Origin of the sequence: Pseudomonas sp. KNUC1026, from assembly GCF_021650705.1 — a bacterium.
Classification (GTDB): Bacteria; Pseudomonadota; Gammaproteobacteria; order Pseudomonadales; family Pseudomonadaceae; genus Aquipseudomonas.
On sequence record NZ_CP087138.1, the window covers coordinates 372779 to 394076 of the forward strand.

Consider the following 21298-nt stretch of genomic DNA (forward strand, 5'->3'; position numbering starts at 1 on the left):
AGCGCCGGTTGCATGAGCCGGCTTCAACAGGCAACACCTGCACCGCGACCCTGCGGTTGATGTACAGCCAATTCACCTGCCAACGGGCTCGAACAGCTTTTCCTGAAACCGGTCGAAGGGCCGCATTGCCCAGGTATTTCGGGGTGACAGGTTTGAAGCTGCGAGCATCCTGTTCAGGTAGCGATAAACGCGCTGGTCGGTCAACGCCGGCCGTTTGCTCAGCCACCACAAGTCGCCGAGGTGCCTCAGCAGTTGCCCAAGCACCAGCACCAGCAAGGTCACTTCAAAGCACAAGAGCGTTCCGGTGATGGTCACCAAGGTAATGAATTTCCATTGCCCGATGGCCTCGAACACTGCATCGATCGAGCTGCCCAGGGTCAGCATCGCAGCCATCATGGTCAGGATCCCCAGCAACCAGGTCATAAGGCGCGTGGTGTCTGGCAGGCTGAAAAAATGCTGCATGCGTGTCTCTATGGCGCTGTAGCCGGTTTTACGTTGCATGGCACTTTGCTCTTGCCAGCGATTGAACAGCTCCATGCAGCGCGCCCCCAGCTCCCTTGGCGTGCATTGGTAGCGGCGGCAAAACCATTGCTGCTGCACCGCCAGTACTGTTCTGTAGGCGTCTTGCCCCGCTGGCACCGGGTGTTTGAGGCGCAGCCGGGCGTAGATCTGCTGAATCCGAATCGCGCACAGTGTGCTGAACAGGGCGCTCACAAACAGCGCGCTCAGCCTGATCCAGGGTGAGCCATCGTTTTGCTGCATCAGGTAACCCAGCGAAGGCAGCCAGAAGAAAAACCAGCGCAGGCATACGCGAAAGTCTTTTTCCTTCCAGGCTCGGAGAAAGGGGGCCTGGATGAATCGGCGGTGGTGTTCATTCACGTTGCGGCGAAGGTGATGCAAAGGCATCGCTGGCTCCTGTCAGCAGAAAGTGGAATACGGAGGCAAAGTTGAACGCGCTTGGCTAAATCGAGCGCGGCCAGGTCATTGTGTGCTGGCTGGCTGCAAAGGTTTGCACGCGTTTGAATTCTTCCCGTTTTCCTACAGGCTCAGGCGCCGGGTCTTGGATCGTGGCGCTCACCCTTGGCCGACATGGTCCGCTACACACGCCTTGAACAGCTGCAACGGCGCCGACTGCCGCGCTCCGTAGCGAGACACCAGCACCAGCTCCCTATCGAAGGTCAACGGCCCCAGCGGCAGCACCTGTACATTGTGCGGGCTCTCCAGCCACAGCCCGGCCAGCGGCACCAGCGAAATCCCCAGCCCGCGTTCGACCATCTTGGCAATCGCGTCCAGCTCGTCGAGCTCCAGCACCTGTGCGGGTTGCAGGTGATGGCGGCGCAGAAACTGGGTGACCAGGCGGCCGCCGAAGGAGCTGCGGTCGTAGCGCACGAAAGGGTGCTCGGCGAGCATTTCCAGCGGCGGCTTGAGCGGCATGCCCTGTGGCGCGATCAGCACGAAGGGCTCGCTGCGCACCGGCTCCATCACCAATTCCTTGGGCAAGGAGAAGGGCGGGCGAATGATGATCGCCAGGTCGATTTCGCCGCTGTCGACCTGGTTGAGCAGGTTCAGCGACACGCCTGGAATGAGCTTGGGCTCGATGCCCATCGCCCGCTGCCTGAGGCTGAGCAGAATCGCCGGCAGCAGGCACGACTGCACGGTGCCGATCGCGCCGATGCGCAGCTCGCCCCTGAACTGCTCTGCCTGCGCGGGCGTGCCCATGGCGTGGAACAGTTCCAGGATCTGCTCGGCCATGGGCACTGCGCGTGTGCCCATGGCGTTGAGGGTGGCGGTGCGGCCGGTGCGGTCGAACAGCAGCAGGCCAAGGGCGTCTTCGAGGTTCTTGATCTGCGCGCTCACGGCGGACTGGGTAAGGCCCACTTGCTTGCCGGCGGCGGAAAAGGTGCCGCAGCGGGCGACGGTGAGGAAGGTTTTCAGTTCACGAATCATGGCGGCGATTGATCGAAATTATTTGTGCTCGGATCAAAACATATTCGTTATCCCACAACGAATACAAGGGTTAATAATCGAACCATGCACAACCACCACAGGATTGCCCCGTGAGCCTATCGCCCTTCCACCTCGCTATCCCGGTCTACGACTTGCCCGCCGCACGGGCGTTCTACGGCGAAACCTTTGGCCTTGCCGAGGGCCGCTCCTCGGACCACTGGGTCGATTTCGACTTTTTCGGCCATCAATTGGTGATTCACGAACACCCTAAGACCGCTTCGCAGGAGTCGGCTCACACCAACGCGGTGGATGGCCATGACGTGCCCGTCCCGCATTTTGGCGTGATCCTTGGTTGGGAGGAGTGGGAGGCGCTGGCGGATCGCTTGCAGACCCGCAATACGCGTTTCGTGATCGAGCCCTACATTCGCTTCAAGGGGCAGGTGGGCGAGCAGGCCACCATGTTCCTCTTCGACCCGTGCGGCAACGCACTGGAGTTCAAGGCGTTCAAGGACATGAGCCAACTGTTCGCCAAGTGATACCTGTACCGCGACCGCCTCCTGAAGAGAGGCGGCGCCTCTTGCCTTGCGCTGACCGTGACCGATGCATGCCGGTGTGATCGCCCGCGATCCTTGCCGCCTGTGCCTTCATGCTCGTGCAAAGCGCTTCATGCTCGCTGCCACGGATGATGAAGACGCACATGGGCACTTTCCCGACTCCCGGCTTCACCTCGCCACCCCAGGCATCGCTGTGGCCGATCAGCGCCTGTGGTGACACCTGCCTGATCATCGAGCTGGCTCAGACGTTCAGTACGCGGGCCAATCGCCAGGCGGCGGCGCTGGCCGAGCATCTGCAAGCGCTGCGCCTGGCGGGGCAATTGCAGGGTGTGCTGGATATTGTGCCGGCGATGGTCACCGTTGGAGTGCATTACCACCCAGGCTCGGTGCACTGCCTGCCCGGCGAATTACCTTGGCGCAGCCTCGGCAGGCAGCTGGAGCAGGTGCTGCGCGATGTGCCGGATCTTCAGGGCAGCCATGCGCCACGTTTGATCGAGCTGCCGGTGTGCTACGGCGGCGAATATGGGCCAGACCTCGAAGCCGTGGCTGCAAGCTGCGGCATGACCCCCGCCGAGGTCATCGCGTGCCACAGTGCAAAGCCGGTAGCGGTACTGATGTTGGGCTTTGCGCCGGGGCATGCATACGTAGGCCGCTTCGATGAGCGCCTGGGCTTGCCGAGGCGCGAAGTCCCTCGCACTCAGGTGCCGCGCGGCAGCATCGGGCTGGCGAACCGTCAAAGCGTGATCTACCCCAGTGACTTACCGGGCGGCTGGCACCTGATCGGCCGCACCCCGGTAAGCGTGTTCGACCTGGCACAGGCCGAGCCTTGCCTGCTGCGTGCAGGAGACCGTGTGCGCTTCGTGCCTATCGATGAGGGCCAGTTTCAGGGATTGGCACAGGTGCAGCCATGACCTTGCATGTCATCAAGCCGGGCTTGGCAAGCACCTTTCAGGATCTGGGGCGCAGCGGCTTCCAGCATCTGGGCGTACCGGCCAACGGCGCCATGGACAGCGATGCGCATAGCCTGGCCAACCTACTGGTGGGCAACGAAATGGCCGAGGCCACCCTGGAGGTGCTGCTGCAGGGCCCGACCTTGTGCTTTCAGGTCGGCACCGTGATTGCGCTTGCCGGGGCAGACCTGGATGCGCAGCTCGACGGCCAACCCCTGCCGCCGTTGCGAGCCGTGCGGGTGCGCCCCGGTGCAGTGCTGGCCTTCGGCAAGCGGCGTTGTGGGGCGCGCGCTTACCTGGCGGTTCACGGCGGTTACCGGCTGCCGCGCACGCTCGGCAGCCTGAGCACCAACGGCCGCGCAGGCTACGGGGGCCATGCGGGGCGGCCGCTGCAGGCGGGCGATGTGATCTCGATCCGCTCCTGTTTCGCCAACCCTCCGCGCGTCGATGCCACCGGCTGGCAGGAACAGGCAAACGACGCGCCGATCCGGCTCATGGCCGGCCGCGAGTGGCACCTGTTCAGCGACGCGGCCCGTCACCACCTGCTGGGCAGTGCCTACCGCATCGGTAACGACTCCGAGCGCATGGGCTATCGGCTCAGCGGCCAGGCGCTGGCCTTGCTGAGCCCCGTCAATCTGCTGTCCGAGGCGGTGACCTTCGGCAGCGTGCAGGTGCCGCCCAATGGCCAGCCGATCATCCTGATGGCGGACCGGCAAACCACCGGGGGCTACCCGCGAATCGCCCAGGTCATCAGTGTCGACCTGCCGCGCCTGGCGCAGAAACTCCCCGGCGACACCGTGTACTTTTCTCTGGTGGACATCGACCAGGCACAACACCTGAGCCAGGCCCGCGACGCTCGCCTCGCGCGGTTGGCCCTTCATTCACTCCAAGGCTCACAGAGGCCCTGAGCGCTGCATTTCCCACTGCCGAGATTCACCCGACATAACAAAAGAGGGCCGCGCCAGCCTGAACCGGCGCGGACGACAAGAACGGCCGACGATACCGGCCAGAACTGCCTCCATGCATCTACATAACAGGTGAAACATGTCTCGTGTGCTGACGTCTCCTCACGCCCTTGGCGCCGCCGCGCGCCCTAACCACAACGCCTCGGTCGCCCGCCGTGCAGCCACGGCGTCCGCCACCGGCACGGCGGTGGAATATTACGAATTCGGTGTCTATGGCTACATGGCCGCGATCATCGGGCCACTGTTCTTTCCCGGAGATAACCCTACAGCCTCGTTGCTTGCGGTACTGGCGGTGTTCGGTAGTGCGTTTCTGGTGCGCCCGCTGGGCGGGGTGGTACTGGGCCGCCTGGGCGATCGCATCGGCCGGCGCGCGGTGCTGCTGACGACGGTCATCGGCATGGGCGTGGCTACAGCCGCCATTGGTTTGCTGCCAACGGCTGCGCACGTGGGCATTCTGGCGCCGGTGCTGCTGGTGCTCATCCGGCTGGTGCAGGGCTTCTTCGCCGGTGCCGAGGTGATCGGCGCGGCGGCCTTCGTGGCCGAGTCGTCGCCCACTGGCCGGCGCGGTTTCTTCGGTGCCTTCACCCCGGTGGGTGTGGCGCTCGGCGGCGCCTGCGCGGCGGTCACCTGTGGCCTTACCACCGCGTTGCTCAGCGACGGGCAACTGCATGAATGGGGCTGGCGCATTCCGTTTCTGTTGTCGATTCCGCTGGCGATGCTGTCGTGCCGGATGCGCCACAACGTTGAAGAGACCCCAGCCTTCAAGGCCTTTCTGGAAAAGGAACAGCCGCCCAAGGCGCCGATCCGCGAGGTGCTGGCCTCTCACCGCGGCGCGCTGGTCAAAGTGATCCTGCTGACCTTCGGGCAGAACGCCGGCTACTGGATTGGCCTGGTGTTCATGAACATCTACCTCACCACTTACCTGGGCTTCAACAAGACCGATGTGTTCTGGGTGATCGCCAGCATCAGCCTGTGCATGGCAGCGATGATGCCGTTCTGGGGCGCGCTGTCGGATCGCCTGGGCCGGCGCAAGGTGCTGGCGGTGGGCTTTACCGGTTATGTGCTTTTGGTGATCCCGATGATGCTGGTGATGGGCAGCGGCAGCCTGTGGCTGGCGGCCCTGGCGATGTTCGTCGCCACCTTGCCGATGCCGGTGATCCAGTCGGTGGGCTACCCGACCTACGCAGAGCAGTTCCCAACGCGCGTGCGCTACACCGCCATGGCCATCAGCATCAACCTGGGCGCGATCCTGGGCGGCGGCATCACGCCCTATATCGTTACCTCGATCATCGGCAAAACGCAGAACCTGTTAACGCCCGGCTATTTCATGGCAGGCGCGGCCCTGTGTGCGCTGCTGTCGTTGCTGGCACTGCGCGAAACCGCTCACGGGGAGCTGGCGCAATGAACCCTACCAGCCCGGCGCAACTGCGCCAGTGGATCGCCAACGGCCAATGGGCCGGCCCTACCGCTGGCGTGCTCGACGATTATCAGCAGGCGAACCTGGCAGTGGTGCCGGCTGATTTCGCCTATGACTTTCTGCTGTTCTGCACCCGCAACCCGAAGAGCTGCCCGGTGCTTGCCGTGACTGAGCCGGGCGACCCGTTCGTGGGCAACATCGACCTGCGCAGCATGCTGCCGCGTTATCGCGTGTGGGAGCGGGGCGAGCTGGTCGACGAGCCCATCGACCTCAGCGCGCGTTGGCCGGCGGATGCAGTGGGCTTTTTACTCGGTTGCAGCCACACCTTCGATGCACCGCTGCGCCGCGCCGGGATCCCGGTCGCCAGCACCGCGCCTGCGGTGTATGTCACCGACAGGCACTGCCAACCCGCCGGCCGGCTCAGCGGGCCGCTGGTGGTGAGCATGCGGCCGGTTGCAGCGGCCAAAGTCGCGCGCGCGGTGGAGGTCACTGCGCGCTACCCAACCGGGCATGGCGCGCCGGTGCACATCGGTGACCCGGCCTGTTCTGGGTATTGCAGACCTGAGCCGGCCGGATTTCGGTGTGCTGCCGCAGATAAAAGAGGGCGATGTTCCGGTGTTCTGGGCCTGCGGGGTGACGCCGCAACTGGCGCTGCCGGGGTTGAGGGCGCCCTATGTGTTCACGCATTACCCGGGGCATATGCTGGTGATGGATGAGCGGGTGGATGAGCTTTGACGCCCGGTGGCGCTTTTTGCGCCCCGGGCTTCGTTCAAGTGGCAGTGCAGGGCTGGCTGGCAGGGCTAGAAGGGCAACGGGAGTTTGGCCGTTCGGCCACCGTCGACCACCAGTACCTGCCCTGTCACGAAGGCCGCATCATCGCTGGCGAGAAAAGCCACCGCGCCACCCACGTCGGCAGGCTCGCCCGTGCGTCCCACCGGGTGCAGCCCCAGCAGCCCATGTCGAGCCTGAGCAGGGTTGGCCTGGGCATCCACATAGGCTTGGCTCAGGTCCGAGTTGATCCACCCCGGCGCAACAGCGTTGCAGCGAATGCCATCGCGTCCCAAATCCACCGCCAGCGCACGGGTGAGGCCATGCAGGCCAGCCTTGGACGCACAGTAGGCGGTGTGCCAGGGGTTGGCGCCGATACCTTCGATGGAGCCGACATTGATGATGCTGCCGCCACCACGCCGCCGCATCTGTTCCAGCAGGGCCTTGGCGAGAAATACCGGGGCGCGCAGATTGATAGCCAACATCCGGTCCCACTCTGCTTCACTCAGCGCCTCGATGGCGCGCTCGAACATGATGCCGGCGTTGTTGACCAGAATATCGGCGCCTCCGAAGTGCCGTTCAACGGCCTGAGCGATCACCTCGGGCGCCCCAGGTGTGGCCAGGTCGGCCTCGACCCAGGCTACTCGTTCGTTGCACGCCAGCGCGCCCTCCAGCGGTTGGCGCTGGGCGATCAGTAGGTGCGCACCGTGTTCGAGCAGCGTGTGCGAAATGCCTTGGCCGATGCCGCGCCCGCCACCGGTCACCACCGCGATCTTTGCGTCGAGTTTCATGATGGTTCACCCTGACACCGGCTTGGCGCCGGTGACTTCGAGGGTTTCTGCAGCGATATAGCGGGCCTGATCCGAGGCGAGGAAGGCGATCACGTCGGCGATGTCTTCAGGCTCTGCAATGCGGCCAAGGGGCACGGTCTTGTTGAGCTCCTGTATCGCTTTGTCTGGGTCCAGCCCACGACGCTCGAATCCGGTGCGAATCATCGGTGTGTTGATTTCATGGGGGCATACGGCATTCACGCGGATATTGAACGGCGCGGCATCGCGGCCCATGTTCTTGGTCAGTGCCGCCACGGCGCCTTTGCTGGTGCAGTACGCAACATGGCCGGGGCCCGGGTAGATGCCCCACACCGATGAGGTATTGACGATCGCGCCACCGCCGCGAGCCTTCATATACGGGATCGCTGCGCGCGAAAGGAAGAACACCGCAGTGAGATTTACATCCAGTGCCGTGAACCACATCTCATCCGTGGTTTCCTCAATGGTGCCACGCGGAATAATGCCGGCATTGTTGAGCAGGATATCGACACCGCCGAAGTGCTGGGCCGCTCCCTCGATCAAGGCTTCGCAATAGGCCTTGTCACGCAGGTTGCCTGCCAGGTACTCGGCTTGGGCCCCTGCCGCACGCGCCTGCTCGGCGACCGCCTGGCAACGCATTGCGTCGACATCGGAAATCATCAGCCGAGCGTCCTCCGCGGCGAACAGCTTGACCAATGCCTGGCCAACACCGCCTGCACCCCCAGTTATCACCACCGTCTTGCCTTCGAACCTCATCGCGCACACCTCATTGAACGTTGTGCGTTGATACTCCCTGCTCAATGCAGTGGGCGACAAACGAGATTTGAGGTGGCTTTCGATTGACTTTTAATCAAGTGAAAAACTCGGGCGCCAGCGCTAGGCTGGCGTTTTCTCGGCCCAGGCTGCGCTATGAGCTCATCGCGAACACTGCCTCCACTCAATGCCTTGCGAACTTTCGAAGCCGCTGCGCGCCTGCTCAGTTTCAAACGTGCCGCTGATGAGCTGTGTGTGACCCAGGCAGCCGTCAGCCGGCAGGTGCAAACCCTCGAGGCCTACTACCGGTTGAAGCTGTTCGAGCGCGGCAATCGGCGTGTAGCGCTGACCCCGGAGGGCCAGAAGTTGCTGGAGGCCACCCAGCCTGCCTTCACTCTGATCGCCGCTGCTTCTCGGCAGTTGCTGCAAGCCATTGCCGAGAAGTACTTGCCGCTGTTGACTACCAGCGCCTTTGCGCAGCGCTGGTTGCTACCGCGCCTGGGCCGGCTGCGCCAGGCGAACCCATCGCTGCACCTGCAACTGATCAGCAGCGAGGCCAATCCCGATTACCGGGAGGGTTTCGACGCTGCGATAACGCTTGGGCTGGAGGAGCACAGTGCTTATGAGGCTACCTGGCTGTTCAGCGAGGAGGTCTTCCCCGTATGCACGCCAGCCTTTCTCGACGGCTGCCCGGCACTTTGCGACTTGCAAGGCCTGGCCCATGTGCCATTGCTGGACCTGAGCGCCCGCCATTGGCAGCCCAGGCTCTGGGCACCAGTGGATTGGGCGTATTGGTTTCGGCATTTCGGCTTACCGCCGGCAGCTGCCAGGCAGGCTATGAGCTTCAGCCACTTTTCTCTGCAGATGGACGCAGTCATGCAGGGGGAGGGCGTCGGCCTGGCTTGGCGGCATCTGGTGCAGCCCCAGGTTGACCGCGGCGAGCTGGTCATGCCGTTGCCTCATACGCTGCACTTGCCGGAGCGCAGACACTATTTCGTCAGCCGTATCGGTGCCGATTCACAGCGCGAGATCGAATGGATGCGGCAGTGGTTGTTGGATGAAACCCTTGCCTTGCGGGGGACCGGTAAACAGGCGCATGCACCTCGGTTGCCGCTTGTACAGTGAACTCGACCGCTAATCCTTCACGCGCAAGAAACTCGGAATAATTTTGTAACAACTGGATCGCGCCGCAGGTCGTAACCAGTGAAAGGACTTCCCCTTCACTGCCAAAGGCCTTCAAAAATGACAACTCCCGTGCAAACCCTCGGCCCTGACCGGGCCAACCAATCCGGTGTTTCCTGGGCGGCGATCTTCGCCGGTGCCGCTGCTGCCGCCGCCCTTTCGATGATCCTGCTGCTGCTTGGGACCGGCCTGGGCTTCGCTGCCAGCTCGCCGTGGGCTGACGAAGGCGCTTCGGCCAAGACCTTGGCGATTTCGACCATCGTGTGGCTGCTAGTGACGCAAATTCTGGCTTCAGGCCTGGGCGGTTATCTCGCCGGCCGGTTGCGGGTCAAATGGGCCAGCTTGCACGGGGATGAGGTGTATTTCCGCGACACCAGCCATGGTTTCCTGGCATGGGCAGTGGCAACCCTGGTGACCGCAGCACTGGTCGCCAGCACCGTTGGCGGCGCTGCCAGCAGCGTGGCTCAGGCGGGTGGGCAAGCGGCAGGGGCGGTGGTTTCTGCCGGGGGTGCTTCGATTGCTGGCGCCGCTGCCAGCGGCCAGGGTGACAACGGCTACTTCGTCGACAAGCTGCTGCGCAGCGCCGACCCTGCACAAGCCAACCAGACCGATGCCCAGGGCGCTACCAGCCGCATCCTGAACAAGGCGCTGGCCGGTGACGGGCAACTGAACGCGGATGATCGCACTTACCTGGCCAAGTTCGTCGCACAACGCACCAGCCTGAGCCAGCAAGAAGCCGAACAACGCGTGGACCAGGTCTATGCCGAGGCTCGCAAAGCTGCGCAAGACGCCAAGGTTGCTGCTCAGCAAGCCGCCGACAAGGCCGCCAAAGTCGCTGCCTACACCGCGCTGTGGACCTTCGTCGCCCTGCTGTGCGGTGCATTTTCGCAAGCTTCGCTGCGCTGTTCGGTGGCCGCCAGCGCGACCGCGCGGTATGGCTGGATGAACCTTATGCAGGCACTGTTCGCGAAGGCGTCAGTGTTCGTTGATCCGATTCGGTCTTATTGATCCGGCATTGCCGGAAGGGAGAAAGTTATGCGTTCGCTTCTGCTGTGGTTCCTTGGAGTACCGATCCCTGTGATCATCCTGATCGCGATCTTCATGCACTGATGCAATATCGACAGTGGGCCGCGTAGGCCCACTGTTCGTTTCAGGCTGGAGCTAGATGCGCCGTCAAAAGCGCTCCTTCGCCGAGACATAGCGCCATTGCCCGGCCGGCAGCTTGCCCATCGGCACACCGCCCAGCCGAATTCGGCGCATCGAGACCACCTCAAGCCCCACCGCCGCACACAGCACGGCGATCACACCAGGCTCAGGCGCCTTCAATGCAATGCGAAGGTGCGTTTCGTTCTGCCAGCTGCACTTGGCCTTTGGCAGTTCTCGGCCCTTGTGCATGGCCCCGCGTTTCAAACGGTCCAGCCCGCCTTCGCGTAGCGTGCCGCTGACCTGCACGACGTACTCCTGCTCCAGCTTGGCGAATTCCACCGTGAGTTTGCGCGCTGTGCGCCAGTCCTGGCTGAACACCTGCAACCCACTGGCCCCGGCTTGCAGCGGCGCCAGGCACTTCAAATTGCGAAAGTGCCCCTTGAGCACACGCTTGCCGGTGTCGAACGTTTCGGCCTGGTTCTGGGGTGTGATCGACGCAAGCGCGCTTGCCTCATCCAGGCCCGGTGCCTGGTTCAACACCAGCGTGATGGGCTCGGGTGCTTCGGCCCTGGCATCGGGAAGCAGTTGCACCTGTTGGCCGGCCACCTGGAACTGAGGCGTGTCGACCACTTCGCCATCGACGGTAACCCAGCCGCCTTCGATATAAAGCTCGGCCTCGCGGCGCGAGCACCCAAGCAGTTCGATAAGGCGGCGGGAAAGGCGTTGGGGTTCGGACATGGCGAAGGGCTCTGAAAAGCGTGCAGTGTAACGGCCTAGTCTTTTTCTTCTTCTTGTTCTTTTTCCTGAGGCTCTTGAGCCGGGCGGCGGCCTTTTCGACCGTTTCCATTTTTTCGGGGCGCTTCATGCTTTTCCATTTGCGGATTTCATCGCGCGAGCGGCCGCAGCTGGTGCACATCTCGCTGTTGAGTTTGCATTCGGAAATGCACGGGTTTTCCACGTCTTTAGCCATGTTGGCCCCTGGTGCTTAGCCGCGCGGCCCAGTCGCCGCCGTGTTGGGCGGTGCAGCGCTGTTCTGAGTCCAGCCTTACGTGGGCGCAGATATCGCTGACAGCTATGCCTGCTTCATCGAAGGCTGCGAGGGTGAGCGCATGTAAACGCGACAACTCGGCTGCCTGGCGCTGGGGCTCGGTGGCGAACACCCAGGTCACGATGAGGCTGGCGGGGAAGTGTTGGTAATCGACGCGGTGGGTGAGCCACTGAAAGCCGACGATTTCCGCCAAGGCCTGATCGCAGGCTGCGGTCAGTGCGCGGGTGAGCGCTCTATCCGTCAACGCCTGCTGGCGTTTGGGTGAGCCTTTCATTTGTTGTAACGGCGAATGGCTTGAAGGAGCTCTTCGACGCCTTCGGCCCGCGCCTGGTCAGTCAGCCCGGCCTTGGCCACGTGCTCGCGTGCATGTGCTTCGACGATTTCGTCAAGCAAGCCGTTGATCGCGCCCCTTGTGGCGGCCACGAGATGCAGCGTGGTGCCACATTCAGCCTCGCTTTCCAGCGCACGCTCGATCGCTTGCACCTGGCCGGCGATACGTTTGACGCGTTTGAGCAGGTCGCTTTTACCTGCGTGGGTGTGAGACATGGGATACCCCCCTGGGTTATGGAGGGTATGGTGCCGGTGAGCAAGGGATGCAGGCAAGGGCCGCTCAGCCTTTCTCTTCGCGGTCCTGCACAAACAAAGCAGTGGCTTTGCGCGCTGCCTCTTCCTCATCTTCGAAGTAGCTCAGCGAGCCGTCATCGGACTCGACACGAAACACCTGGGGCAGGTGCTGGTACTCAGCGGGTCGCTCGTCGCCTTCCAGTTTCTTGACTCGGGTGGCCATGGCCGTTCGCTCCGCAGTGTGGGTACAGGCAGTGGACCGCGGGGGGAGGGAAAGGGTCTGTTGGGCTTGAATTTGCAGGCGGCATCAGACTTTCCAAGATCTTATGATTTGCTCGCTATCATTCATGGAGTAGAGCCACTCGTTATTAACCTTCGTTTTGTTGAAAAGCTTCAGCTCTACTAATCCATTGAGTACGGCAGCCGCAGTGTTGTAAGCGCATCCGAGGTTTTCTTTTACGTTTGTGATGGTGAAAAACTGAGCCTTTTCGGTTTTTGCGACGTTGAAGACGATCCTTTGCTTCTCGGACAGTTTTTTATACAGGCCTGACTCATATAAAAAAGCGTTGAACTGATCGACGTCTCTCAGCGTTTCTTCATATGCTTTTCTGAATTGCTTGATTGTTCTGGCAACCACTCGGGCCTGATAATCGATGAAATAGGTCAGGTCCATGCCATCGGTTTCAGTATACAGATAGCTTTTTCCGTATTGAATTCTCGCCAGTTTCAACAACGTGCTGATCGGGATGTACCGGAACCCGCCAAACCCGTTTCTGAACATGTACCAATAGAACAAGGCCCTTGCAACCCTGCCGTTGCCATCATGAAATGCATGCTCGTAGCCCATGCAGAAATGCAGGATGATCGCTGTGACCAAAGGGTGCATGTAATTTTTATTGGAGACGTCGGCGTGGTGCTTGTTCGCCCATTCAACAATCTCCTGCAGCCGCTTTTTGAGATCCTTGGCAGGTGGCGGTTGGTGAACGATCTCGCCATCACCATCCTCGATCACCACGTCATCAGTCTTGCGAAAGTTGCCTGGCCGATAACGCTCGTCGTCAATGCCTTCCACGCCAATCTGATGCAGTTCGCAAATAAGGTCGAGGCTGAGTTCTCTGTCACGTGCCTCCCAGGCAAACTTCATCATCCTGAAGTTTCCAAGGATCATTTTCTCATCCATCGTCCTTGGCCCCCGGGCTCTTTTGAGCAGGTCCTTGGCCGCCTTGGTCGTGGTGGCCGCGCCCTCGAGCTGGCTACTGCTGATGGCTTCATCTTCGATCAAGTCGTTCAGCAAATAATGCACGTGCTTTCGCTCACCGATCCGGCTGCACATCCATTCAAGTGCGGCGGTGGTTGTGTGCTGGTCGCACATCGAAATCGCCATATGCATTGCGGGTGTATGCATGAACTTGCAAAGCGCGGGAGGGGAGCCTATGGGCAGCGCCGGAGTCAGCTGTTTATCCCGAGATTCCCTGACGAGCGACCATGCCAAGTCAGCATCTAGATCCGGGCCCACCCTGAAACGAAACTTATCGTATGGCAGGTAACGGCCTTTTGAATCCAGGGGGTGGCTGAAGGCCATATATTTAGCGAACTCCTCACGCGGCTTCTCGAAGAGCTTAGTGAAGGGGAGCAGGGGTTGGGGAGGGGGTGACTTGATCGCTGCCATTTCAAAAACCTCTCGGATTGAAATGGAGCATAGGTCAGTGCATGTCGAAAATCCATGAGATTGAGATGAAAACCATCTGCCTCAGAGGCGCGCAACAAGTCATCCAGTCGCCTGGGGCGTACCTACCAGAAGAGGAGGCGACCAGGGCATCAGGCTCAAGGGCTTTCCCCTACCAGTTGATGATGCCTCTAAAGCGCAAAAAACCCGTAGATCAATGATCTACGGGTTTGGTTTTGGTGCCCCGGGGAGACTCGAACTCCCACTCCTTTCGAAAACGGATTTTGAATCCGCCGCGTCTACCGATTCCGCCACCGGGGCAATGGCGGCGAAGTATAGAGACCTGCCGCTGGTCGGTCAATCAGCTTTCATGGTCAATGCGCTGATTTTCCGCTAGAATTTCGCGCCCTGTCGCCCCCTGAAGCTCACCATGCGCGTTGCCGATTTTTCCTTCGACCTTCCCGATGCCCAGATTGCCCGCCATCCCCTGGCCGAGCGCCGTGGCAGCCGCTTGCTGGTGCTCGATGGCCCGAGTGGCGCCCTGGCCCATCGGCAATTCGCCGACGTGCTCGAGTACCTGCGCCCCGGCGACCTGATGGTGTTCAACAACACCCGGGTGATCCCCGCGCGGCTGTTCGGGCAAAAGGCGTCCGGTGGGCGGGTCGAAGTGCTGGTGGAGCGCGTCACCGGCAGCCATGAAGTGCTGGCTCACGTGCGCGCCAGCAAGGCCCCCAAGCCGGGCACGCAGCTATTGATCGATGGCGGTGGCGAGGCCGAGATGGTGGCGCGGCATGACGCGCTGTTCGAGCTGCGCTTCGCCGAGCCGGTGCTGCCGCTGTTGGAGCGGGTAGGGCACATGCCGTTGCCTCCTTATATCGACCGGCCTGACGACAGCGCCGACCGCGAGCGCTACCAGACCGTCTACGCCGAACGTGCCGGTGCGGTCGCTGCGCCCACGGCGGGGCTGCATTTCGATGAGGCGCTGCTGGCGGCGATCCGCGAAAGGGCGTGAGCACCGCATTCGTGACCCTGCATGTAGGCGCGGGCACCTTCCAGCCGGTGCGCGTCGAGCGTATCGAAGACCACCACATGCACAAGGAATGGCTTGAGGTCAGCGCCGAGGTGGTGGAGGCCGTCGAGGCCTGCCGCGCGCGAGGCGGGCGGGTGATCGCAGTGGGCACTACCAGTGTGCGCTCGCTCGAGAGCGCTGCCCGCGACGGCAAGCTCGAACCCTTCAGCGGCGACACCGACATTTTCCTTTATCCAGGCCGGCCGTTTCATGTGGTCGATGCGCTGGTCACCAATTTCATTTGCCCGAGTCCACGCTGTTGATGCTGGTCTCGGCATTCGCCGGTTACCCCGAAACCATGGCCGCCTATGCTGCGGCAGTGCAGGGCGGTTACCGCTTTTTCAGTTACGGTGATGCCATGTTCATCACCCGCAACCCCGCGCCTCAAGGCCCAATGGCCGGCGCTGCCGAGGAACACCCATGAGCCGCACCTGCCGGATGTCGTTCGAATTGCTGGCCACCGACGGCAAGGCCCGTCGCGGCCGCTTGACCTTCCCACGCGGGGTGGTCGAAACCCCGGCGTTCATGCCGGTAGGCACTTATGGCACGGTCAAGGGCATGTTGCCGCGCGACATCGAGGCCATCGGCGCGCAGATCATCCTGGGCAACACGTTTCATTTGTGGCTGCGCCCAGGCACTGAAGTGATCAAGGCGCACGGCGACCTGCATGATTTCATGCAGTGGAAAGGCCCGATCCTCACCGATTCCGGCGGCTTCCAGGTGTTCAGCCTGGGCGCTATGCGCAAGATCAAGGAAGAGGGCGTGACCTTCGCCTCGCCCGTCGACGGCGCCAAGGTGTTCATGGGCCCCGAGGAGTCGATGCAGGTGCAGCGCGACCTGGGCTCGGACATCGTGATGATCTTCGACGAGTGCACACCGTACCCGGCCGACCACGACACTGCGCGCAAGTCCATGGAGCTGTCGCTGCGCTGGGCGCAGCGCTCGAAGAACGCCCATGCCGAAAACACTGCCGCGCTGTTCGGTATCGTCCAGGGTGGCATGCACCAGGACCTGCGCATGCGCTCGCTGGAGGGCCTGCAACAGATCGGTTTCGATGGCCTGGCCATTGGCGGGCTGTCGGTGGGTGAGCCCAAGGAAGAGATGATCCGCGTGCTGGATTACCTCCCTGGCCAGATGCCCGCAGACAAACCTCGTTACCTTATGGGCGTTGGCAAACCCGAAGACCTTGTGGAAGGTGTGCGCCGCGGCGTGGACATGTTCGACTGCGTGATGCCCACCCGCAACGCGCGCAACGGGCACCTGTTCATCGACACCGGTGTGCTGAAGATCCGCAACGCGATCCATCGCCACGATGACTCGCCGTTGGATGCCTCCTGCGATTGCTACACCTGCCAGAACTTCTCCCGCGCTTACCTGCATCACCTGGACAAGTGCGGCGAAATGCTCGGCAGCATGCTCAATACCGTCCACAACTTGCGCCATTATCAGCGCCTGATGGCTGGTTTGCGCGAGGCTATCCAACAGGGTAAATTGGCCGCCTTCGTCGATGCCTTCTATGCCCGGCGCGGGTTGCCCGTGCCGCCGCTTGACTGATCCTTTCTATTAATAATTAGCAACTGGAGCGCTAAATGAGCTTGCTGAGCTTTCTGATCCCCACCGCGCAAGCGGCTGATGCCGCTGCGCCCGCAAGCCCTCTGGGTGGCGGTTTCGAGTGGATTTTCCTGGTCGGCTTTCTGGTCATCTTCTACTTCATGATCTGGCGCCCGCAGGCCAAGCGTGCCAAGGAGCAGAAGAGCCTGCTCGGTGGCCTGGCCAAGGGTGATGAAGTGGTCACCACTGGCGGCATCGCCGGCAAGATCACCAAGGTCACCGATGATTTCATCGTGGTCGAAGTTTCCGACAACGTCGAGCTCAAGTTCCAGAAGGGCGCCGTAGCGGCGACCCTGCCAAAGGGCACGCTCAAAGCGATCTGAACGGCGGTTTTCTTCTTTATACGTCAGGGCGCGCAACGCGCCTTGCGTCTTGAACGGGCGGCGTGATGCTGAACAAATACCCTCTGTGGAAATACATTCTGATCGTGGCGGTGCTCGCGGTCGGTTTTATCTATTCCGCACCCAACCTCTACCCAGATGACCCAGCCATCCAGCTCACCGGTGCCAGCAGTGCGCTGCAGGTGAACCAGGCGGATCTGGACAAGGCTACCAAAGCGCTCACCGACGCCGGCATTGCGGTCAAGGCCTCCTCGCTCGCCCAAGGTGGCAAGGGCGGCCTGCTGCGCCTGAACAACAAGGAAGACCAGCTTCCTGCCAAGGATGTGGTGCGCAATGTCCTGGGCGATGACTACGTCGTGGCTCTGAACCTGGCCCCCACCACCCCGCAGTGGTTGCGCTCGCTGGGTGCTCACCCGATGAAGCTGGGCCTGGACCTGTCCGGTGGCGTGCACTTCCTGCTGGAAGTGGACATGGACAAAGCCGTTGATGCCCGCCTGAAGATCTACGAAGGCGAAGTCAAAACCCTGCTGCGCAAGGAACAGGTGCGCTACCGCAGCCTGCCGCAGGACGGAAATGCGATTCAATTGGGCTTCAGCGATGATGCTTCGCGTGACAAGGCGCAAAGCCTGATCCGCAAGGCGTTCACCGACTTCGAGATCACCCCCGGCAGCCGCGGCGAGCTGTCGGTGCTGCGTATGGGCCTGACCCAGGCCAAGCTTGCGGAAATCCGCGAATATTCGATCAAGCAGAACCTCACCACCGTGCGCAACCGCGTCAACGAGCTGGGCGTTGCCGAGCCGCTGGTCCAGCGCCAGGGCGCCAACCGCATCGTGGTCGAGCTGCCGGGCGTGCAGGACACCGCCGAAGCCAAGCGCATCCTCGGCAAAACAGCCAACCTCGAGTTCCGCCTGGGCGCAGGCCCGGAAGACACCCGTGCCAGCACCGAGACCTTCGAGTTCCGCGACGGCAGCCGCGCTCCGGCAGCTGTAGAGCGCAACCTGATCATCACCGGCGACCAGGTGACCGATGCGCAGGCCAGCTACGACGAGCACGGCCGCCCGCAAGTGAACATCAAGCTCGACGGCCATGGCGGCGACCTGATGAACCGCTCCACCCGCAGCAATGTGGGCCGCAGCATGGCGGTGATCTTCATCGAGCAGAAGCCGACCACCAAGACCGTGCGCCAGACCGTCGACGGCGTCGAGAAGGACGTGACCGTCCCGACGTTCACCGAAGACAAGAAGATCATCAGCCTGGCGACCATCCAGTCGCCACTGGGCAACCAGTTCCGCATCACCGGCCTGAACGGCCAGGGTGAATCCTCGGAGCTGGCCCTGCTGCTGCGTGCCGGTGGCCTCGCGGCGCCGATGTACTTCGCCGAAGAGCGCACCATCGGCCCGAGCCTGGGCGCCGACAACATCACCAAGGGTGTCGACGCATCGCTCTGGGGCATGCTTTTCGTGTCGCTGTTCATCATCGCGATCTACCGCTTCTTCGGCGTGATCGCGACCGTAGCACTGGCCTTCAACATGGTGGTGCTGCTGGCGCTGATGTCGATCCTGGGCGCTACCCTCACCTTGCCGGGTATTGCCGGTATCGTGCTGACCATGGGCATGGCGGTGGACGCCAACGTGCTGATCTTCTCGCGGATCCGCGAAGAGATCGCTGCCGGCATGGCCGTGCAGCGCGCCATCCATGAAGGCTTCAACCGCGCCTACACCGCGATCATCGACGCCAACCTCACCAGCCTGCTGGTGGGCGGCATCCTCTTCGCCATGGGCACGGGCCCTGTGAAGGGCTTCGCGGTCACCATGTCGCTCGGTATCTTCACCTCGATGTTTACGGCCATCATGGTGACCCGCGCGTTCGTCAACCTGATCTACGGCGGCCGTGACGTCAAGAAGCTGTGGATCTAAGGGGCTCGCGATGAAACTCAATACCATCAACTTCATGGGCGTGCGCAATGTCGCGTTCGCCGTGACTGTGTTGCTCACCATCCTGGCGCTGTTCAGCTGGTTCCACAAAGGCATCAACTTCGGCCTGGACTTCACTGGCGGCACCCAGATCGAGCTGACCTACCAGAAGGCTGCCGACCTGGGCGCGGTGCGTGAGGAGCTGGCCAAGGCCGGCTATCACGAGGCCATCGTGCAGACCTTCGGCTCGGCCAACGAGCTGCTGGTGCGCATGCCTGGCGACGATGCCAAGCTGGGTAACGAAGTGGCTGCAGCGCTGCAGAAGTTCGGCGGCGACAACCCTGCAACCGTCAAGCGCGTGGAGTTCGTAGGCCCGCAGGTGGGCGAGGAGCTGCGTGACCAGGGTGGCCTGGGCATGCTGCTGGCCCTGGGCGGCGTGCTGGTGTACCTGGCGTTTCGCTTCCAGTGGAAGTTCGCTGTCGGCGCCATCGTTTCGCTGATTCACGACGTGGTCGTGACGATGGGTATCCTGTCGTTCTTCCAGATCCAGTTCGACCTCACGGTGCTGGCTGCGGTGCTGGCGATCATCGGCTACTCGCTCAACGACACCATCGTGGTCTTCGACCGGGTCCGCGAAAACTTCCGCGTACTGCGCAAGGCCTCGCTGATCGAGAACATCAACGTTTCCACCACGCAGACGCTGCTGCGGACCATTGCCACCTCGGTTTCGACCTTGCTGGCAATCGCGGCACTGCTGATCTTCGGCGGCGACAACCTGTTCGGCTTCTCCCTGGCGCTGTTCATCGGTGTGATGGCGGGTACCTACTCCTCCATCTATATCGCCAACGTGGTGCTGATCTGGCTGAAGCTCTCCAGCGACGACCTGATTCCTCCGGCCACCAAGGATGTGGTAGATGAGCGCCCCTGACGCTCTGGCTAGCCACTAAGCCCATGAAAAGGCGCAAGTATTGAACTTGCGCCTTTTTTGTTGCTCCAAGGCTTGGGGTTAGCCGCCATGAGCGGCGCCATACTTCAGGAGAGACTAACGTGAACAAATCGTTGCTGATTGGTGCAGTGCTGGGTGCTGTCGGTGTCACCGCCGGGGGTGCAGTGGCGACCTACAGCCTCGTTAACAAAGGACCCGAGAACGCCGTGGTATTGGCGTCCGAACCGATCAAGGAACAGATCAAGACGCCTCGCAAAGAATGCCAGCAAGTCAACGTGACGCGCCGCAAGCCCGTGCAGGATCAGCACCAGATCATTGGTAGCGTGGTCGGTGCGGTAGCAGGTGGCCTGCTGGGTAACCAGGTTGGCGGCGGTAATGGCAAGAAGATTGCCACGGTCGCTGGCGCCGTGGGCGGCGGTTACGCGGGCAACAAAGTGCAGGAGCACATGCAGAACAACGACACCTACACCACCACTGAAACCCGTTGCAATACCGTCAACGACATCAGTGACAAGGTGGTGGGCTACAACGTTAAGTACCAGCTCAAGGGCCAGGTTGGCCAGGTTCGCATGGACCATGACCCGGGTTCGAGCATTCCGGTGAACCAGCAGGGCCAGCTGGTATTGACTCAGAGCCAGCCGGGCCAACAAGCCCAGTGATTCTGAGCCCCGCCCACAAAAAAAGCACCTCGAAGGTGCTTTTTTGTGGGCCTGGAATATCAGCGCTTGATCGAAGCCGGCAGGTGCGGCTGGATGGCGGTGAGCACCGCCTTGAAGCACTTGATGTTGCCCGCAACGATATGGCCCTTCTCGAGGAAGTCATGGCCACCGGTGAAGTCGCTCACCAGGCCGCCTGCTTCCTGGATCAGCAGTGCGCCGGCTGCCATGTCCCATTCCGACAGGCCCGACTCCCAGAAAGCATCGAAGCGGCCGGCCGCGACATAGGCCAGGTCGAGGCTGGCGGCGCCAGCGCGGCGGATGCCGGCGGTCTGGCCGACCAGGCTGCGGAACATGCCCAGGTAGTTGTCGAGGTGATCCATCTGGTTGTCGCGGAACGGGAAGCCTGTGCCCAGCAGGGCGCCTTCGAGGCTGGTGCGGCTGCTCACGCGCATGCGGCGGCCGTTGACCTGAGCGCCGTGGCCGCGGCTGGCGGTGAATTCTTCCTGGCGTACCGGGTCGAGCACCACGGCGTGTTCGAGGCGGCCGCGGTATTTGCAGGCGATGCTGACTGCGAAGTGAGGGACGCCACGCACGAAGTTGGTGGTGCCGTCGAGCGGGTCGATGACCCACAGGTACTCGGCGCCTTCGCCGGAGCCTGCATGCAGGCCGCTCTCTTCGCCGAGGATGCCGTGGGTGGGGTAGGCCTTGCGCAGGGCGTCGACGATCACACGCTCGGCGGCGCGGTCGACTTCGCTGACGTAATCCTTGGCGCCCTTTTCATCCACCTTGAGGGTATCCAGGCGCTCGATGGAGCGGAAGATCAGTTCACTGGCGCTGCGGGCGGCGCGCAGCGCGATATTCAGCATGGGCTGCATGGATGTGTTCACCTGGGGACGTTAAAAAAGAGCCGGGCATTCTACCAGAAACTACGGCGGTAAAAAGAGCGTCGAGCAGTGCGTGGCGTTGTTTTCGTCGCTTCTGTAGTATCTG

General features: G+C 62.1%; 21 protein-coding genes, 1 tRNA gene and 4 pseudogenes. 14 read left to right on the forward strand and 12 right to left on the reverse strand.

Annotation, left to right across the window (positions count from 1 at the left end):
* Positions 1–72: 72 nt before the first annotated feature.
* Positions 73–906 (reverse strand): hypothetical protein, encoded by an 834-nt coding sequence (locus LN139_RS01435; protein WP_236358160.1) that lies wholly within the window; start codon positions 904–906, stop codon positions 73–75.
* A 168-nt stretch (positions 907–1074) separates the two neighbouring features.
* On the reverse strand, positions 1075–1947 hold the full coding sequence (locus tag LN139_RS01440; protein WP_236358163.1) for a LysR family transcriptional regulator: 873 nt from the start codon (positions 1945–1947) through the stop codon (positions 1075–1077).
* A 110-nt stretch (positions 1948–2057) separates the two neighbouring features.
* Here LN139_RS01440 and LN139_RS01445 point away from each other — a divergent pair, with 110 nt between their 5' ends.
* From LN139_RS01445 to LN139_RS24620, 6 genes and pseudogenes are all read left to right on the forward strand, one after another.
* Entirely contained in the window at positions 2058–2483 is a 426-nt protein-coding gene (locus LN139_RS01445) for a VOC family protein (protein WP_236358165.1), read from the forward strand.
* Between the two features lie 110 nt (positions 2484–2593).
* Positions 2594–3412: a 5-oxoprolinase subunit PxpB gene (gene pxpB / locus LN139_RS01450; protein WP_236358167.1), complete on the forward strand. Its 819-nt coding sequence runs from the start codon at positions 2594–2596 to the stop codon at positions 3410–3412.
* Positions 3409–4359 (forward strand): biotin-dependent carboxyltransferase family protein, encoded by a 951-nt coding sequence (locus LN139_RS01455; RefSeq protein ID WP_236358169.1) that lies wholly within the window; start codon positions 3409–3411, stop codon positions 4357–4359. Before pxpB ends, LN139_RS01455 begins: the two co-directional genes overlap by 4 nt.
* A gap of 136 nt (positions 4360–4495) precedes the next feature.
* Positions 4496–5821, forward strand: a complete 1326-nt coding sequence (locus tag LN139_RS01460) for an MFS transporter (RefSeq protein WP_236358171.1) — start codon at positions 4496–4498, stop codon at positions 5819–5821.
* 224 nt (positions 5822–6045) lie between these two features.
* Positions 6046–6315 (forward strand): annotated as a pseudogene (locus LN139_RS24615) (D-glutamate cyclase family protein); the annotation flags it as partial.
* 28 nt (positions 6316–6343) lie between these two features.
* A complete protein-coding gene (locus LN139_RS24620) occupies positions 6344–6568 on the forward strand; it encodes a D-glutamate cyclase family protein (RefSeq protein ID WP_268944803.1) in 225 nt (74 codons plus the stop codon).
* 65 nt (positions 6569–6633) lie between these two features.
* On the opposite strand, the gene LN139_RS01470 is transcribed toward LN139_RS24620, so the two are convergent.
* Entirely contained in the window at positions 6634–7392 is a 759-nt protein-coding gene (locus LN139_RS01470) for an SDR family NAD(P)-dependent oxidoreductase (RefSeq protein ID WP_236358173.1), read from the reverse strand.
* Positions 7393–7398: 6 nt separating this feature from the next.
* Entirely contained in the window at positions 7399–8166 is a 768-nt protein-coding gene (locus LN139_RS01475; RefSeq protein ID WP_236358174.1) for an SDR family NAD(P)-dependent oxidoreductase, read from the reverse strand.
* Positions 8167–8319: 153 nt separating this feature from the next.
* On the opposite strand from LN139_RS01475, the gene LN139_RS01480 reads away from it, so the two are divergent.
* The gene (locus LN139_RS01480) at positions 8320–9288 is read left to right on the forward strand and encodes a LysR substrate-binding domain-containing protein (RefSeq protein WP_236358176.1); all 969 of its coding nucleotides are present in this window, start codon (positions 8320–8322) and stop codon (positions 9286–9288) included.
* A gap of 117 nt (positions 9289–9405) precedes the next feature.
* Positions 9406–10334: pseudogene (locus LN139_RS01485) on the forward strand (hypothetical protein).
* A 184-nt stretch (positions 10335–10518) separates the two neighbouring features.
* On the opposite strand, the gene LN139_RS01490 reads toward LN139_RS01485, so the two are convergent.
* The 7 genes and pseudogenes from LN139_RS01490 to LN139_RS01520 all read right to left on the reverse strand — a co-directional run bounded on the left by LN139_RS01490 (position 10519) and on the right by LN139_RS01520 (position 14090).
* Positions 10519–11229, reverse strand: coding sequence for an rRNA pseudouridine synthase (locus LN139_RS01490; RefSeq protein WP_236358178.1), 711 nt, complete (start codon positions 11227–11229; stop codon positions 10519–10521).
* A gap of 43 nt (positions 11230–11272) precedes the next feature.
* Positions 11273–11461, reverse strand: a pseudogene (locus LN139_RS01495) (DUF1289 domain-containing protein); the annotation flags it as partial.
* Positions 11454–11813: a hypothetical protein gene (locus LN139_RS01500; RefSeq protein ID WP_236358180.1), complete on the reverse strand. Its 360-nt coding sequence runs from the start codon at positions 11811–11813 to the stop codon at positions 11454–11456. The pseudogene LN139_RS01495 and the gene LN139_RS01500, both read right to left, overlap by 8 nt.
* The gene (locus LN139_RS01505; protein WP_236358181.1) at positions 11810–12085 is read right to left on the reverse strand and encodes a metal/formaldehyde-sensitive transcriptional repressor; all 276 of its coding nucleotides are present in this window, start codon (positions 12083–12085) and stop codon (positions 11810–11812) included. Before LN139_RS01505 ends, LN139_RS01500 begins: the two co-directional genes overlap by 4 nt.
* Before the next feature lie 64 nt (positions 12086–12149).
* Positions 12150–12326, reverse strand: coding sequence for a hypothetical protein (locus tag LN139_RS01510; protein ID WP_236358183.1), 177 nt, complete (start codon positions 12324–12326; stop codon positions 12150–12152).
* Positions 12327–12410: 84 nt separating this feature from the next.
* Complete coding sequence (locus tag LN139_RS01515; RefSeq protein WP_236358185.1) at positions 12411–13772, reverse strand: Fic family protein; 1362 nt, start codon at positions 13770–13772, stop codon at positions 12411–12413.
* Positions 13773–14006: 234 nt separating this feature from the next.
* Positions 14007–14090 (reverse strand) — tRNA-Leu (locus LN139_RS01520).
* A gap of 109 nt (positions 14091–14199) precedes the next feature.
* Here LN139_RS01520 and queA point away from each other — a divergent pair.
* The 6 genes and pseudogenes from queA to LN139_RS01550 all read left to right on the forward strand — a co-directional run bounded on the left by queA (position 14200) and on the right by LN139_RS01550 (position 20308).
* A pseudogene (gene queA, locus LN139_RS01525) lies at positions 14200–15262 on the forward strand (tRNA preQ1(34) S-adenosylmethionine ribosyltransferase-isomerase QueA).
* Positions 15263–15276: 14 nt separating this feature from the next.
* The gene (gene tgt, locus LN139_RS01530) at positions 15277–16392 is read left to right on the forward strand and encodes a tRNA guanosine(34) transglycosylase Tgt (protein ID WP_236360203.1); all 1116 of its coding nucleotides are present in this window, start codon (positions 15277–15279) and stop codon (positions 16390–16392) included.
* 44 nt (positions 16393–16436) lie between these two features.
* Positions 16437–16772 carry a preprotein translocase subunit YajC gene (gene yajC / locus LN139_RS01535; RefSeq protein ID WP_236360205.1) on the forward strand — a complete coding sequence of 112 codons (336 nt, stop codon included), beginning with the start codon at positions 16437–16439 and terminating at the stop codon, positions 16770–16772.
* 65 nt (positions 16773–16837) lie between these two features.
* Positions 16838–18706 (forward strand): protein translocase subunit SecD, encoded by a 1869-nt coding sequence (gene secD, locus LN139_RS01540; protein ID WP_236358187.1) that lies wholly within the window; start codon positions 16838–16840, stop codon positions 18704–18706.
* 10 nt (positions 18707–18716) lie between these two features.
* A complete protein-coding gene (gene secF, locus LN139_RS01545; RefSeq protein ID WP_236358189.1) occupies positions 18717–19631 on the forward strand; it encodes a protein translocase subunit SecF in 915 nt (304 codons plus the stop codon).
* 119 nt (positions 19632–19750) lie between these two features.
* The gene (locus LN139_RS01550) at positions 19751–20308 is read left to right on the forward strand and encodes a glycine zipper 2TM domain-containing protein (RefSeq protein WP_236358191.1); all 558 of its coding nucleotides are present in this window, start codon (positions 19751–19753) and stop codon (positions 20306–20308) included.
* A gap of 59 nt (positions 20309–20367) precedes the next feature.
* Here LN139_RS01550 and suhB read toward each other — a convergent pair whose 3' ends face one another.
* Positions 20368–21183, reverse strand: a complete 816-nt coding sequence (gene suhB / locus LN139_RS01555; protein WP_236358193.1) for an inositol monophosphatase family protein — start codon at positions 21181–21183, stop codon at positions 20368–20370.
* Positions 21184–21298 lie beyond the last annotated feature (115 nt).

What these genes read in the sequence shown, in the direction of transcription:
- LN139_RS01435 (WP_236358160.1), bottom strand. Translation starts at nt 906, where the DNA reads ATGCCTTTGCATCACCTTCGCCGCAACGTGAATGAACACCACCGCCGA.
- LN139_RS01440 (WP_236358163.1), bottom strand. Translation starts at nt 1,947, where the DNA reads ATGATTCGTGAACTGAAAACCTTCCTCACCGTCGCCCGCTGCGGCACC.
- pxpB (WP_236358167.1), top strand. Translation starts at nt 2,594, where the DNA reads ATGCTCGTGCAAAGCGCTTCATGCTCGCTGCCACGGATGATGAAGACG.
- LN139_RS01455 (WP_236358169.1), top strand. Translation starts at nt 3,409, where the DNA reads ATGACCTTGCATGTCATCAAGCCGGGCTTGGCAAGCACCTTTCAGGAT.
- LN139_RS01460 (WP_236358171.1), top strand. Translation starts at nt 4,496, where the DNA reads ATGTCTCGTGTGCTGACGTCTCCTCACGCCCTTGGCGCCGCCGCGCGC.
- LN139_RS24620 (WP_268944803.1), top strand. Translation starts at nt 6,344, where the DNA reads ATGGCGCGCCGGTGCACATCGGTGACCCGGCCTGTTCTGGGTATTGCA.
- LN139_RS01470 (WP_236358173.1), bottom strand. Translation starts at nt 7,392, where the DNA reads ATGAAACTCGACGCAAAGATCGCGGTGGTGACCGGTGGCGGGCGCGGC.
- LN139_RS01475 (WP_236358174.1), bottom strand. Translation starts at nt 8,166, where the DNA reads ATGAGGTTCGAAGGCAAGACGGTGGTGATAACTGGGGGTGCAGGCGGT.
- LN139_RS01480 (WP_236358176.1), top strand. Translation starts at nt 8,320, where the DNA reads ATGAGCTCATCGCGAACACTGCCTCCACTCAATGCCTTGCGAACTTTC.
- LN139_RS01490 (WP_236358178.1), bottom strand. Translation starts at nt 11,229, where the DNA reads ATGTCCGAACCCCAACGCCTTTCCCGCCGCCTTATCGAACTGCTTGGG.
- LN139_RS01500 (WP_236358180.1), bottom strand. Translation starts at nt 11,813, where the DNA reads ATGAAAGGCTCACCCAAACGCCAGCAGGCGTTGACGGATAGAGCGCTC.
- LN139_RS01505 (WP_236358181.1), bottom strand. Translation starts at nt 12,085, where the DNA reads ATGTCTCACACCCACGCAGGTAAAAGCGACCTGCTCAAACGCGTCAAA.
- LN139_RS01510 (WP_236358183.1), bottom strand. Translation starts at nt 12,326, where the DNA reads ATGGCCACCCGAGTCAAGAAACTGGAAGGCGACGAGCGACCCGCTGAG.
- LN139_RS01515 (WP_236358185.1), bottom strand. Translation starts at nt 13,772, where the DNA reads ATGGCAGCGATCAAGTCACCCCCTCCCCAACCCCTGCTCCCCTTCACT.
- tgt (WP_236360203.1), top strand. Translation starts at nt 15,277, where the DNA reads ATGTCGTTCGAATTGCTGGCCACCGACGGCAAGGCCCGTCGCGGCCGC.
- secD (WP_236358187.1), top strand. Translation starts at nt 16,838, where the DNA reads ATGCTGAACAAATACCCTCTGTGGAAATACATTCTGATCGTGGCGGTG.
- secF (WP_236358189.1), top strand. Translation starts at nt 18,717, where the DNA reads ATGAAACTCAATACCATCAACTTCATGGGCGTGCGCAATGTCGCGTTC.
- suhB (WP_236358193.1), bottom strand. Translation starts at nt 21,183, where the DNA reads ATGCAGCCCATGCTGAATATCGCGCTGCGCGCCGCCCGCAGCGCCAGT.